At 70.7% G+C, this 13,598-nt stretch carries 11 protein-coding genes, 2 tRNA genes and 2 pseudogenes; 8 read left to right on the forward strand and 7 right to left on the reverse strand.

The genetic code is table 11. The features are described 5' to 3' along the window. Positions 1-282 precede the first annotated feature (282 nt). The 5 genes from BLS95_RS40305 to BLS95_RS40325 are packed head-to-tail and all read left to right on the forward strand — an operon-like array spanning position 283 to position 5,591. Positions 283-1,830 (forward strand): ABC transporter substrate-binding protein, encoded by a 1,548-nt coding sequence (locus BLS95_RS40305; RefSeq protein ID WP_176993642.1) that lies wholly within the window; start codon positions 283-285, stop codon positions 1,828-1,830. Further along, positions 1,830-2,789 (forward strand): ABC transporter permease, encoded by a 960-nt coding sequence (locus BLS95_RS40310; RefSeq protein ID WP_143044071.1) that lies wholly within the window; start codon positions 1,830-1,832, stop codon positions 2,787-2,789. Before BLS95_RS40305 ends, BLS95_RS40310 begins: the two co-directional genes overlap by 1 nt. After that, complete coding sequence (locus BLS95_RS40315; RefSeq protein ID WP_143044072.1) at positions 2,786-3,646, forward strand: ABC transporter permease; 861 nt, start codon at positions 2,786-2,788, stop codon at positions 3,644-3,646. The genes BLS95_RS40310 and BLS95_RS40315 overlap by 4 nt, the downstream gene beginning before the upstream one ends. Further along, positions 3,643-4,623 carry an ABC transporter ATP-binding protein gene (locus tag BLS95_RS40320; protein ID WP_143044073.1) on the forward strand — a complete coding sequence of 327 codons (981 nt, stop codon included), beginning with the start codon at positions 3,643-3,645 and terminating at the stop codon, positions 4,621-4,623. Before BLS95_RS40315 ends, BLS95_RS40320 begins: the two co-directional genes overlap by 4 nt. Beyond that, positions 4,620-5,591, forward strand: coding sequence for an ABC transporter ATP-binding protein (locus tag BLS95_RS40325; RefSeq protein ID WP_090944484.1), 972 nt, complete (start codon positions 4,620-4,622; stop codon positions 5,589-5,591). The genes BLS95_RS40320 and BLS95_RS40325 overlap by 4 nt, the downstream gene beginning before the upstream one ends. Before the next feature lie 148 nt (positions 5,592-5,739). On the opposite strand, the pseudogene BLS95_RS60000 reads toward BLS95_RS40325, so the two are convergent. After that, a pseudogene (locus tag BLS95_RS60000) lies at positions 5,740-6,292 on the reverse strand (IS701 family transposase); the annotation flags it as partial. A gap of 80 nt (positions 6,293-6,372) precedes the next feature. Beyond that, on the reverse strand, positions 6,373-6,873 hold the full coding sequence (locus BLS95_RS40335) for a hypothetical protein (protein WP_090944490.1): 501 nt from the start codon (positions 6,871-6,873) through the stop codon (positions 6,373-6,375). Positions 6,874-7,051: 178 nt separating this feature from the next. On the opposite strand from BLS95_RS40335, the pseudogene BLS95_RS40340 reads away from it, so the two are divergent. Then, a pseudogene (locus tag BLS95_RS40340) lies at positions 7,052-8,328 on the forward strand (IS701 family transposase). A gap of 38 nt (positions 8,329-8,366) precedes the next feature. Here BLS95_RS40340 and BLS95_RS40345 read toward each other — a convergent pair. The 5 genes from BLS95_RS40345 to BLS95_RS40365 all read right to left on the reverse strand — a co-directional run bounded on the left by BLS95_RS40345 (position 8,367) and on the right by BLS95_RS40365 (position 11,570). After that, positions 8,367-8,446: transfer RNA gene (locus BLS95_RS40345), tRNA-Tyr, on the reverse strand. Positions 8,447-8,469: 23 nt separating this feature from the next. Continuing rightward, positions 8,470-8,545: transfer RNA gene (locus BLS95_RS40350), tRNA-Arg, on the reverse strand. A 376-nt stretch (positions 8,546-8,921) separates the two neighbouring features. Further along, positions 8,922-9,563 carry a hypothetical protein gene (locus BLS95_RS40355; RefSeq protein ID WP_090944493.1) on the reverse strand — a complete coding sequence of 214 codons (642 nt, stop codon included), beginning with the start codon at positions 9,561-9,563 and terminating at the stop codon, positions 8,922-8,924. Between the two features lie 228 nt (positions 9,564-9,791). Next, positions 9,792-10,175 carry a F0F1 ATP synthase subunit B family protein gene (locus BLS95_RS40360; RefSeq protein WP_090944497.1) on the reverse strand — a complete coding sequence of 128 codons (384 nt, stop codon included), beginning with the start codon at positions 10,173-10,175 and terminating at the stop codon, positions 9,792-9,794. Positions 10,176-10,340: 165 nt separating this feature from the next. Further along, positions 10,341-11,570 carry a serine hydrolase domain-containing protein gene (locus BLS95_RS40365; protein WP_090944741.1) on the reverse strand — a complete coding sequence of 410 codons (1,230 nt, stop codon included), beginning with the start codon at positions 11,568-11,570 and terminating at the stop codon, positions 10,341-10,343. A gap of 334 nt (positions 11,571-11,904) precedes the next feature. Here BLS95_RS40365 and BLS95_RS40370 point away from each other — a divergent pair, with 334 nt between their 5' ends. Together BLS95_RS40370 and BLS95_RS40375 are read left to right on the forward strand one after the other, a co-directional pair. Next, positions 11,905-12,951 (forward strand): RNA polymerase subunit sigma-70, encoded by a 1,047-nt coding sequence (locus BLS95_RS40370; RefSeq protein WP_245765581.1) that lies wholly within the window; start codon positions 11,905-11,907, stop codon positions 12,949-12,951. Between the two features lie 74 nt (positions 12,952-13,025). Then, entirely contained in the window at positions 13,026-13,571 is a 546-nt protein-coding gene (locus tag BLS95_RS40375) for a dihydrofolate reductase family protein (protein ID WP_090944503.1), read from the forward strand. Positions 13,572-13,598: the final 27 nt, after the last annotated feature.

Consider the following 13,598-nt stretch of genomic DNA (forward strand, 5'->3'; position numbering starts at 1 on the left):
GCCCGTAGGAGGGGCAGGACTTCGTGAGGCTTCCCTGGTGGCGGGTGCAGGCGCACGGGAGCCATCCGATCAGTCGACGACAGGTCGGGGCTCCTCCAGCCTCTAGCCATCTGCCCCACCGGGCCAGCGGCGCACAGGGCCTTCGGTAAACAGGCCTCCATTCTCGTGCCACCAGGAATCCGAAACGCAGCCCTACCTCACCTTTTCGCTATAGGCACACACAGTCATTGATCGTTACCTTCGGTGATGATTTGGAGCCGTACCGCCACCCAGGGAGGCCCGATGAACCGTCTGTCCGGCGCGCTGGCCGTCGTGCTCCTCGGGCTGGCCATCGGCTGCTCCGACCCGACCAACACCCCCGCCCGGGTTTCCCCGCACGACGCGATCAACGTCTACCTCTACCAGAAGCCGAAGCGCTTCTCCCCGCTGGATCCGCCCAGCGGCCCCGACCAGCAGGTCATGACGCTGATCTTCGACAACCTGCTGGCCGTCGACGACTCCTACACCTTCGTCCCGCGCCTGGCCGAGCGCTGGGAGGTGGCCGAGGACCGGATCACCTTCCACCTGCGCCAGGGCCTGAAGTGGAGCGACGGCACGCCGTTCACCAGCAGGGACGTGCTGTTCACCTACAAGCTGCTGGCCGACGCGGAAAGCGGCAGCGCGCTGGCGGGCAGGCTGGCCGGAGCCGCCTTCGAGGCCCCGGACGACACCACGTTCGTGATCAGACCGGCCCGGCCGAACGTCGGCTTCCTCAGCCTGGTCGCCCGGCCGTACGCGTTCATCCTGCCCGAGCACGTGCTCGGGCGGGAGCCGGTGGACAGGATCGCGAGCAGCGCCTTCTTCAACCACCCGACGGTCGGCCTGGGCCCGTACACCTTCGTGAGCTACCGGACCGACCAGTACGTGGAGCTGGCCGCCAACCCGCACTACCGCAAGCCCGTCTCGATCGCCAGGATCTTCCTCAAGCCCATCAGCTCCGACGTGGCGACCGCGCAACTCGGCACCGGCGAGATGGACCTGGCCCAGATCTCCCCCACCGACCTGCGGACGGTGGCGGCGTTCAAGGGCGTCACCGTCGCGGCGAGGCCGAGCCCGGGCTTCATCAGGATGGCGGCCGACCTGAGCGACAAGCGCTTCGCCGATCCCCGGATCCGGCGGGCCATGCTGCACGCGATCGACCGCAAGGCCCTGGTCGCCCAGCTCCTGGCCGGTAGGGGCCGGGTACAGAACTCCTCGTTCGTCACCCCCTGGGCGCTGCCCGGCACCCTGGAGGAATACGCCTACGACCCGGCCAGGGCCAGGTCGCTGCTGGCCGAGGCGGGCTGGAACCCCGCCGAGAAGGTGACGCTGTCATGGATCCCCGGCCAGCGCGACCGCGACGCGGCGGCCACGGTGGTGCAGAGCGCGCTGGGCGCGGCGGGCATGACCGTCGAGCTCAAGCAGGTGCAGGCCGCCGAACTGTTGGAATCCTATGAGAAGCGCACGTTCGACCTGGCGCTCTACGGCGGCGGCAGCTACGCCGCGGACCCCTCCAGCAGCGCCACGACCATCAACTGTGCCGCCTTCTACCCCACCGGGAGCAATGTCAGTAACTACTGCGACCCGTCGCTGGACACCCTCACCGCCCAGGCCGACGCCCTCACCGACCGGGAGCAGCGCGCCAAGCTCTACCAGGAGGCCGCGCGCAGGGACAACGCCCAGGTCCCCTACCTGTGGCTGTACAACCCCGACACCCTGTGGGCCACCAGCTCGCGGCTGCGCGGCTTCAAGCCCAGCGGCGACTTCACCACCGGCTTCTGGAACGCCGACGAGTGGACCGTGGCCGGCTGATGCTCGCCTACCTCGTGCGCCGGCTCCTGAGCAACGCCGCCGTCTTTCTGCTCATCAGCGTCGGCGTGTTCCTCCTGGTCCGGGCCGTTCCCGGCGACCCGGTCCGGATGATGGTCAACCCCGAGCACCTGGCCGCGGGCGGCCCGGCGTTCGCCGCCGCCAAACGCACCGAACTCGGCCTGGACCAGCCGGTCCTGGTCCGATACGGCATCTGGCTGCGTGACGCGCTGGGCGGCGACCTCGGTTACTCCTTCGTCAGCCGCCGCCCGGTGGCCGAGGTGCTCGGCGAGCGCATGGGGCCCACCGTGCTGCTCATGAGCACCGCCCTGGCGATCGGCCTGACGCTGGCGGTGGCGGCGGGCACGCTGGCCGCTGTCCGGCGCAACACCGCGATCGACTACGCCACCACCGTCGCCGGCCTCGGCGCGATCTCGGTGCCCAGCTTCTTCCTGGGCATCGCCGCGATCTACCTCTTCTCGCTGAGGCTCGGCTGGGTGCCGTCCTCCGGCATGTCCACCCCGGGCGACGGCGGCGGCGCCGACATCCTGGCCCACCTGGTGCTGCCCGCGGCCGTCCTCGGGCTGTCCATCGCCGGGCCGTTCACCCGGTACGTGCGGGCCGGGCTGCTGGCGGAGCTCGGCGCCGACTACGTGCGCACGGCGGAGGCCAAGGGCGCCGGTCCTGGCCGGGTGCTGATACGGCACGCGCTACGCAACGCGCTGATCCCGCTCATCACCGTCGTGATGATCTACATCCCGCAGCTGCTGGCCGGGGCGGTCGCCCTGGAGCAGGTGTTCGCCTGGCCGGGCATGGGGCAGCTCGCCGTCAGCTCGATCGGGCAGCTCGACCATCCGGTGGTGATCGGGTTCGCGATGTTCGTCGCGGTGCTCGTACTGGTCTGCAACCTCGCCGCCGACCTGCTCTACGCGGTGGCCGACCCGAGGATCGGCCTGTCATGAGCACGGCCCTCTCCCCCGCCGCGCTGGCCGCCCGGCGCTTCCTGGGCAACCGCCTGGCACTGGCCGGGGCCGTGTTCCTCACCGCCGCCGGCGTGCTGGCGCTGGCCGCGCCGCTGGTGGCCGGGCACGACCCGAACGCGGTGGACCTGGCCGCCTTCCGCGAGCCGCCGTCGGCGGCGCACCTGCTCGGCACCGACTCCACCGGGCGCGACGTGTTCGCCAGGCTTCTGCACGCCGGCCGGATCTCGCTGCTGGTCGGCCTGCTGTCGTCGCTGGCGGCACTCGCCGTCGGCACGCTGCTCGGCGCCCTGGCCGGAGTGTTCGGCGGAGCGGTCGACGCCGTCGTCATGCGCGCCGCCGACGTGGTGCTCTCCTTCCCGTCGCTGGTCGTCATCGTCGTGCTGGCGGGCGTGCTGGGGCCGAGCACCGCGATGCTCGTACTCGTCTTCGCCGCGGGCAACTGGCCGACCGCCTGCCGCGTGGTGCGCGGGCTGACGTTGTCGCTGCGCGAGCAGGAATACGTCCAGGCGGCGCGTGCCTTCGGCGCCGGGCGGGCGGCGTTGATCGGCCGGCACGTGCTGCCCGCCGTCCTGTCGCAGGTCGCGGTGGTCGGCACACTCCTGGTGGCACAGATGATCCTGCTGGAGGCGGTGCTCTCCTTCCTCGGCCTCGGCGTGCAGCCGCCGCGGGCCAGCTGGGGCACCATGCTGACCGACGCCCAGAACCTCACCCTCCTCCAGACGATGCCATGGTTGTGGCTGCCGCCCGGCCTGGCCATCGCGCTCACCGTCCTGGCCGTGAACTTCGTCGGCGACGGCCTGCGCGACGCCGTGGACCCGAAGGGGACCCGCCGATGACGCCACTGCTCGCCGTGGACGATCTCGCGGTCGAGTTCCGCACGCGGGACGGCGTGGTGCGCGCCGTCGACGGGGTCAGCCTGGAGGTGGGGCGGGGCGAGATCCTCGGCGTGGTGGGTGAGTCCGGCTCGGGCAAGAGCGTCACCGCGATGTCGGTGCTCGGCCTGCTCCGGCCGCCGGGCCGGGTGGTGGGCGGCAGCGTCCGCTTCGACGGCGAGGACCTGCTGGCGCTGCCCGAGCGCCGGCTGCGCCGGATCCGAGGCCGCCGCATCGCGATGATCTTCCAGGACCCGATGACGGCGCTCAACCCGGTCGTCCCGGTCGGCGCCCAGATCGCCGAGGCCGTCAGGCTGCACCAACCGCGCCTCGGCCGGGCCGCCGTGCGGGCGCGCGTGCTGGAGCTGCTGACCCGCGTCGGCATCCCCGACCCCGCCGGCCGGTACGGCCGCCACCCCCACGAGTACTCCGGCGGCATGCGCCAGCGCGCGTTGATCGCCATGGCCCTGGCCAACCGGCCCGATCTGCTCATCGCCGACGAGCCGACGACCGCGCTGGACGTCACCGTCCAGGCCCAGGTGCTCAGCCTGCTCGACACGGCCAGACGGGAGGCCGGCGCGGCGGCGCTGCTCATCACCCACGACCTGGGCGTGATCGCCGAGCTGGCCGACCGGGTCGCGGTCATGTACGCGGGCCGCGTCGTCGAGCAAGGCGACGTGCACCAGGTCTTCGCCACGCCCCGCCACCCCTACACGCGCGGCCTGCTGTCCAGCCGGCCTGGCCTGGACCCGGCGACGGGAGACCTGGTGCCGATCCCGGGCAGCCCGCCTGACCTGCTGGCGCCGCCGCCCGGCTGCGCCTTCGAGCCGCGCTGCGTGCTGGGCGCCGGCCGCGACGCCTGCCGGGCGGCCCGTCCCGAGCCGGTCGTGGTGGCCGGCGGTCACCTGTCGGCCTGTCACTTCCCGGAGGAGGCGGCGTGAGCGCACCCGTACTGGCCGTCGAGGGCCTGGTCAAGCACTTCCCGATCCGTACGGGGGTGCTGGGCGGGCGGGCCGGGGCGGTCCGGGCCGTGGACGGGGTGGACCTGGCCCTGCACGCCGGCCGTACCCTCGGGCTGGTCGGCGAGTCCGGCTGCGGCAAGACCACCACGGGCCGGCTCGTCGTGCGCCTGGCCGAGCCCACCTCCGGCCGCATCCTGTACGGCGGGCGCGACCTGGCCGCGATGTCGCCCGCCGAGCTCCGCCCGCTGCGTGGCGAGATCCAGATCGTCTTCCAGGACCCGTACTCGTCGCTGTCGCCGAGGCTGACCGTGCACGAGATCGTCGCCGAGCCGCTGCGGATCCAGGGCCGCTACCGCGACGGCGGCCGGGAGCGGGTCGGCGAGCTGCTGGAGCTGGTGGGCCTGTCGCCCGGGCACGCCAACCGCTATCCGCACGAGTTCTCCGGCGGCCAGCGCCAGCGCGTCGGCCTCGCCAGGGCGCTGGCGCTCAACCCGCGCGTGCTGGTGCTGGACGAGCCCGTCTCGGCGCTGGACGTCTCGATCCAGGCGCAGGTGGTCAACCAGCTCGCCCGCCTGCAGCGCGAGCTGGGCCTGGCCTACCTGTTCATCTCGCATGACCTGTCGGTGGTGCGGCATCTGTGCGACCGGGTGGCGATCATGTATGTGGGGCGGATCGTGGAGGAGGGCGAGCGGGCGGAGATCTTCGCCCGGCCTGCCCACCCCTACACCAAGGCCCTGATTTCGGCCGTGCCGATCTCCCATCCGGCGCAGCGCGGCGCGAGGAGGCGGATCGTGCTCGCCGGTGACGTGCCCAGCCCGGCGGACCCGCCGTCGGGCTGCCGCTTCCGTACGCGGTGCTGGAAGGCGCGGGAGCGATGCGCCGCCGAAGAGCCGGCGCTGACCGGCGCGGGGCACCGCGTCGCCTGCCATTTCCCCGAGCCGGGATGACGGCCTCGCGTGAGCGTAAAACGTACGGCGACCTGCGGCGGTCTTCGGCCTCACCGAGTTCCGCAGCTCGCGACGGCCCCGCGGCTGGGGCGAGTACTCCAGTGACACTTTGCGATCATGGTTGGCATCTGCGCTGGTATTGGCAGTGTCAAGCGGTGGCTTGGTGACGGCCGCGCCAGTCTGACCAGCGCATGATGGCTGTGACCGTGTGAGCTGTGGTCAGCACGAGCGCGGCCAGTAACCGGCGGATCTCGGGTAGCGCCAGCGGGATGCGGTCGTTGTCGGTGTTGGGCGGCTGGGCGGCGGCGACCGCGGTCAGGAGGGCCAAGGCGAGCATGGCCAAGGTGACGTGCCGGTGCCAGGCCGTCCAGCCGCGCACCTGGTAGTGGTCCGACCCGGCCTGGCCCTTGGCGGCTTGGAAGGACTTCTCCACCGCCCAGCGGATTCCAGCGATCTTGACCAGGGTCATCAGGGGCTGCGGAGTGGGGGGCGTAGCAGCGGTTGAACGCCGGCTCGCCGGTGGACAGGTTGCGCCGGATCAGCAGCCACCGATACCCCGGCGTCTCGTCCGTCTCGCTCTGGTCGATGCGCGCCCAGGCATACCAGCGCTGTCCCTTGGCGCCCTGACCGGCTCGATAGTGGTGCCAGTGCCGATCGGCCACCCTTGCTGCGACCTCGGCCGCGCTGATCTGGACACCCTCTCATGATCCGGTGCTCGGGTACGTGGTACGGAGGATGGCCATGATGCGGCGGACATCACTTGTCGAGCGAGGCCATCGGGCTACCGTTCCGTATCCGACGCAGACGCCAACCAGCGGAGCAGGCTAACGGCCGCAGCGACTGCGAGGACGAGACGTACCGCATTGGCTGCTTCCCACATCACGACCGCGGTATGTACTTCAACCATGCTCGCCGCAGGATCGCGGAACGTCGGGTTAACAGCGCTGACCATGATCCCCGTGCCAGCCGCCGCGATGGTGACGAGGACAGCGGTCCGCAGCACGGCACGTCGAGAGCCCGGATCCTGGTAAACGCGAATGACCAGCGTCCAGGCGAGCACGAGCAGAGCGACGCCGGCGGGCACGAAATAGAACACGGGGCTGCCCAGAACGAATTCGCCGGGGAGCGACCCGGGCGGCAGGCGCCACAGTAATGGCATCAGTACAATCGCCTCGTAAAGATTGCCGAACCCCCACCAGGCGATCAACACAAGCACCGCGCCAGCGTGTCGGCGGTATCGGCGCGTCAGGGAACCGACGCCGGACTGGTGTACGGACTCCACGAAGTCCTCCTTTTAAGGGTTCCCGCTTCTTGGTTTCACCTAATACTCCAGTGACACTTCGCGATCTTGAGGCGTTGGGGTCACATGGCGACGGCCACCGCGTGATCATTCGGAGTTTGTGAAGACAACAAAAGACCGTGCGGTGGCCGCGAGCCACAGCGTAGACCCTGACGGCTGGATGGTCATCTTCAACGAGTTGATGGCCCGGATCGCCGGCCGGTTCGGCCGTGTCGAACCACGCCGTGCGGCTGGCGCATAGGTGCGTGGACTGCTGGCCGACATCGACCGCAAGAACTGCTGGAACCTGGCCGAACACGCCGGACTGCTCGGGCCGCAGTCCCTGCAGCGGCTGCTGCGCACCGCCCGCTGGGACGCCGACGCGGTCCGCGATGACGTCCGGGATTTCGTCGTCGACCGGCTCGGCCCCGGCGGCGTGCTCATCGCCGATGAGACCGGGTTCGTCAAGAAGGGCACCGGCTCGGCCGGAGTACAGCGGCAATACAGCGGCACCGCAGGCCGGATCGAGAACTGCCAGATCGGGGTGTTCCTGGCCTACGCCACCCCGGCCGGGCGGGCCCTGCTGGACCGGCGGCTCTACCTGCCCCAGCACACCTGGCCGGCCGACCCCGACCGCTGCCACGCCGCCGGTGTCCCGGACGAGGCCGCCTTCGCCACCAAGCCCGCCCTGGCCACCGCCATGGTGCTGGCCGCGCTGAAGACCGGCATGCCCGCCCGCTGGATGACCGGGGACGAGGTCTACGGCCAAGACCCACGCCTGCGCGCCGCCCTGGAAGACCATCGGATGGGGTACGTGCCGGCCATCGCGGGCAATCGACGCATCGAACTCGAAGGTGTCCAGGGGAGCGCGGCCGAGGTCGCCACGCGCGTGGCCGATCGCCACTGGCACCGCTACCACGCCGGCCAAGGCGCCAAGGGCCCGCGCTGGTACGCCTGGGCCTGGGCCCGCATCGACGAACGCGACGCCGACGGTATCGGTGGCTACTGATCCGCCGTCACCTGACCACCGGCGAGCTGGCGTTTCACCGCTGCTACGCGCCCACCCGGCAGCCGCTGATGGTCCTGGTCAAGATCGCCGGGATCCGGTGGGCGGTGGAGGAGTCCTTCCAGGCTGCCAAGGGCGAGGTCGGTCTGGACCACTACCAGGTGCGCGGCTGGACGGCCTGGCACCGGCACTTTACCCTGGCCATGCTCGCCCTGGCCCTGCTGGCGGCAATCGCCGCCGCCCAGCCACCCAGTGCACAGGCCCACATCCGGCTGACCGTGCCCGAGATCCGTCGGCTGTTCGCCGCACTCATGCTGACCCAGCACCGCTCCATCACCGACGTTCTGTGCTGGTCACACTGGCGCCGACGCCACCAGGCCACGGCCCCGACAATGCCACTACCAGCGCAGATCCGAACCATGATCGCGAAGTGTCACTGGAGTACTAGGTGAGGACCGTAGCCATTCGTGACCGATGATCGGGCGGCACGTGCGCGAGGACGGAGTCGAACCGCCACAGCCGAAGCGTCCGGTTTACAGCCGGGTGGGCTCTCCCGTGCCCAGCTCGCGCGTGGTGATCTTGCTACGGGTCGGCGGCTCCAGCAGGACTCGAACCTGCACCAGACCCGGCTTCGTAGGCCGGCGCTCTGTCCCATTGAGCTATGGAGCCTTCGTACGTCCGGCAGGACTCGAACTCCCTCCTGTCGGCCGGCTTGCGCGGCGAAATGCGGCCTGAACGCATGCGCATTTCACGTCTCGACAATTCAGGCGGGCAGAAGAAAGGCCGCCAGGTGCGTTCCTGGCGGCCTCGGAATTCTCCGGCGAGGGCTTATCCGGTGGCCGCCCAGGTGCGCGCGTAGCCGCCACGCAGCGCGAGACGGCGATAGCGGCGCAGTCCCAGTGCGAAGGCGGATGCGTGGCCCACGGGTCACTCCCTCGTAAGAACGTATTCGGAATATTTCCTGATATCAGGATAACCGCGGCATTCGGGGAACGCCACTTCATTTTTTTCGACCGCTTCGCCCTCCCCACACCGCCCAGGACCGTCAGTCGGCGAGGTAGGAGATCGAGCGGACCTCGTAGCCGGTGGTCGTGGAGCCGCGTACGTGCATCAGCATCGCACCGCCCTCGTACGAGTAGGCGCACGAGTAGCCCTGCGACTCCTTGGTGCAGCCCTGGAAGAAGTGGGTGACGCCGCGCGGGTCGTACTTGACCCTGAACAGCTTCTGCACGGTGGCGGAGGTGGCGACTTCGAGACCGCCGTACCTGTCGCCCCGCTTCCAGGCGGCGAAGAGGTGCTTGGCCACGGTGGACGGCCTGGTGATGTGCCGCGACAGGTAGACCTTGGTGACCTTCGAGCCGGTCACCACCATCGCGATGCCGTCGAGCCCGCCAGGCACGCGCACGCTGGTGTGCACGAACCGGCACACGTTGCCGGAGCAACCGTCGAAGCGGTCGGGCGCGCGGTAGACGTAGGTGAAGATCGTCTTGACCGCGGCGGGGGTGGCCGCCTTCGCGGCGGCCGTACGGTCGGCGGCCAGCCAGGCGCGGAACAGCTTGGTCGCCACCTTGCCGGGGGCGGGGGCTCCGGCCGAGGCGGGAGCGGCGAAGGCGGGGCCGGTGGAGGCGAGCGTGAGCGTCGCGGCCGCGGTGAGGGCGGCGGCGCCGAGGACCAGTCGTCTGAACACGCTGCGACGCTAAGGGCGGCGTCTTGCGCAGGGATTGATCCTGGCTTGCAGTGTTCCGGGCGGATTGCCGCGGGTTGCGATCACCCGGCTGGAACGCGCTGACGACGCGGCTCAGCACGGCATGGAGTCCGGCGGGCTCGTCCTCTCCCCGATCAGCGCCGCCGCCCGGCGCTCCACTGGCCGCACGCCTGTCGCCCCGGCCGGCCCCTGGCCGCCCGGTCGCGCTTCTTACTCCGCGGGGCGGAAGCGGGCGAGCTCCGCACGCAACCGGGCGATCTCCGCTTGGGCCTCGGCCAACCGTCCTTCGAGCGCGCTGGGGGCCGCCCGCTCCCGTTCGGCCTCGGTCCTGGCGGCTGAGACGATCTCCTCGGCCTGCCGGCGGGCATCGGCCAGCATCTGCGCGGCTTCTTCCTCGGCCGCCCGAAAGGGTTCGCTGACCTTCCTCATCGCTTGAGCCGCGCGCGTCTCGGCCTGGGCGGCGCGCATCTCGGCCTCGGCGACCAGCTTCTGCGTCGCGGCCTTCGCGGCGGCGTACCGGTCGGCCTCCCCCAGGGCTGCTCGATCGTCCCCGCCCTGCCGGGCCCAGGCCCGTACCTTCCTGACGATGCCCATCGCGCCCCTCCCCAGACGGTGTTACCGCGTAAATCCGCTCCAGTCGAGTCCACCGGGGCAGTCGGACTCCCCGCGCCACCGGGCAAGCCGCGAGCTCCCCCTCCCCCGGGTCTCTCGATTGCCGAGGCCGGGGCGGGGGCTGACCGTGCGGGCGCGGGCTCGGCGTCAGTCGTCGATGGCCTGGTAGAGCGTGGTCCAGAAGTCGTGGACCAGCCGCGCCGCATCCGGGGTGGACATTCCGACCTGGGTGAGCAGGATTCCGGTGAGCTGGTTGTCCGGGTCGGCGTAGGTCGAGGTGCCGCTTCCGCCGTCCCAGCCGTACTGGCCGATGGGCGCGTAGTCACCACGGTAGGTGCGCACCGCCATCCCGAAGCCCCAGCCCCCGTGCTGCCCCTGGCCGAACGACACATGGACGTTGTCGGTGGCCATGGCGTTCCGGGCGGCTTGCTGCTCGGGCGTGAGGCGGTTGGTGGTCATCAGCTCGACGGCGGGCCGGGACAGGATCCGTTCGCTCCCGTGCGTCCCGTGATTCAGCAGCATCCGGAAGTAGGCGTGGTAGTCGTCGACGGTGGAGACCAGCCCACCGCCGCCGCCCTGGAACGCCGGCGGCCGGCTCCACCGTCCCCCCTTCGCCTCGTCCCACACGATGAACTCCCCGGACCGCGGGTCGGGGGCGTAAAGGGTCGGCAGCCGGTCGATCTTGTCGGCGGGCACGTGGAAACCGGTGTCCTTCATGCCCAGGGGGTCGAAGATGCGTTCGCGCAGGAACGTCTCGAACGACTGGCCCGTGACCCTGGCGACGAGCACGCCGAGGAGATCGTTGCTGATGTGGTACTGCCAGCGCTCGCCGGGCTGGTGCATCAGCGGGAGCGCGCCCAGGCGGCGCATCCACTCGTCCGGCTCGGGCATGGGCTCCGGCAGATCGGGCGTGAGCCCCTGCTCGAAGATCGCGCCCATGATCGGGGTGCCCAGCGACGTCATGTCCATGCCGAGCCCGAACGTGGAGGTCAGCACGTCCCGTACGGTGATCGGCCGCCGCGCCGGCACGGTGTCGTCCAGCGGGCCGTCGATCCGCTTCAGCACCTGCCGGTCGGCGAGTTCCGGCAGCCACGGCTCCACCAGGTCATCCAGCCGTAGCCTGCACTCGTCCAGCAGGATCATCGCCGCCGCGATCGCAACCGGCTTGGACGTCGAGGCCATCCGGAAGATCGTGTCCCGGCGCATCGGCGCGCCACCGTCGTGGCGCATCGTCCCGACCGCTTCGACGTGCGTCTCGTCGCCCCGGCCGACCAGGGCGACCACCCCGGGAATCCTCCCGGAATCGACATGCCGTGCCAGCACCTCACGCAGTCTCCGCAGCCCGGTTCCGGAGAGGCCGTTGTTGCTGTTTCCCATCATGAATCTCCTTGCCGCCAGTGTTCGGTTCCCGAGCCTCGCGCCGGCGTGGCGCTCATGGCTTCGATGAGCGACGCCGGGGGCCGGGGTGGGCCCCGCGTGCTCACGGCAATCACCATCGCCGGCCGCCCTGTCATGGGGCCGTTGCCGTCCTGACGCCACGGCTGACACGCGGCGGCAAGCGACCGCGGAACCGTCACTCATTCCGGAGAGGCCCGTGACGGGGAGGCGTTCGGCCGTGGCGACATCGACATGGATCGGCGCGGGCGATTCCTTTTCCGGCCCGTTGTCGTCGCAACAATGATGAGCGGGTGCGGCGTGGATGAAGGGGCGGATGGATCGTATGTGGGCCACGGTCGAGGCGGGCGCGGTCGAGAGGGGCGCGGACGAGGAGAGCGCGGTGGTGGCGGCGGCGCGGGACGGTGACGAGTCGGCGTTCGGCGCTCTGGCCGAGCGCCATCGGCGTGAGCTCCAGGTGCACTGCTACCGGATGCTGGGGTCGGTGGAGGAGTCCGAGGACCTGGTGCAGGAGACGTTCCTGCGCGCGTGGCGGGGGCTGGCGGGGTTCGAGGGGCGCTCGACGTTCCGGGGCTGGTTGTACAGGATCGCCACGAACGCCTGCCTTGACGTGCTCGCCCAGCGCCCGCGCCGGGTCCTGCCCTACGAGGTGGCGCCTGCGGCCAGAGGTGACACGGCGCTTCCCGAGCCGGTGGATCACCCCTGGCTGGAGCCGTACCCGGATCGGCTGCTGCCGGACGCCGACGCGCCCGACGCGGCGGCGGTGGAGCGGGAGACCATCGAGTTGGCGTTCCTGGCCGCCATCCAGCATCTGCCGCCCCGGCAGCGGGCCGTGCTCATCCTGCGGGACGTGCTCGGCTGGCCTGCCAAGGACACGGCCGCACTGCTGGACCTGAGCGTCGCCGCGGTGAAGAGCGCGCTGCAGCGGGCGCGGGTCACGATGCGGCGGCATCTACCTCGGCGGCGGTCGGAGTGGGGGGCCGGCACCGATCCCAGCGCGGCCGAGCGGGCGCTGCTGCAGCGCTACATGGACGCGCACCAGCGGCGCGACCCCCGCGCGCTGGCCGCCGTGTTGCGTGCGGACGTGCGGGTGTCGTTCCCGCCGCTGCCGCTGTGGCTCGACGGCAGCCGGGACTTCGTCCGGGGCAGTACGGAGTTCGCCACCGCCGGCGAGTATCGCTACCGGCCCACCCGGGCCAACCTGCAGCCCGCTGTCGCGGTGTACCTGCGCCGCCCGGACAAGTCCGGCTTCCACCTGCTGGCGGTAGAGGTACTGCGGATCGAGGAGGGCATGATCTCCGAGATCGTCGACTTCAGCGCGCCCCGGGTGCTGGCGGCGTTCGGCCTGCCCCTCTCCCTGTGACCCGCTGCGATTCCTTGTCGGCCGGATTGCCGTCTCGACATATGACGATATTTCACGACAGGAAGAGCAAGATCATGAGAAGAGTCGTTCTGGGGATGCAGGTCTCGCTGGACGGGTTCGTCGCGCGGCCGGGCGGCGAGCTGGACTGGATCTGGCGGACCTTCGACGAGGAGGTGAAGAAGTCGATACTCGACGTGCTGCGGGGAATCGACACCTACCTCCTGGGGCGGGTCAACTACCTGGAGCAGGTGGCGCACTGGCCCGAGGCGGACGACGAGGTCGCGCCCCTGCTGAACGCCGCCACGAAGATCGTCTTCTCGCGTACGCTCGACCGGCTCGACTGGGCCAACGCCCGGCTGGCCACCGACGACCCCGCCACCGAGATCGCACGGCTCAAGCAGCAGCCCGGCAAGGACATCGCGGTGGGCGGTGGAGCGAGCCTGGCGCGGTCGCTGTCCGAACTCGGCCTGATCGACGAGTACAGCTTCGTGATCCACCCGATCCTCCTGGGGGGCGGGTTGCCGCTGTTCCAGGGCCTGCCCGAGCCGGTCGGCATGGAACTGGTCGCGATCCGGCACTTCGCCACCGGGGCCGTACACGTGCGCTACCGGCGTAACTAACGCCGGGCCACCACCGCACCCTTCCGT

The organism is Nonomuraea jiangxiensis, from assembly GCF_900099965.1.
Taxonomy (GTDB): domain Bacteria; phylum Actinomycetota; class Actinomycetes; order Streptosporangiales; family Streptosporangiaceae; genus Nonomuraea; species Nonomuraea jiangxiensis.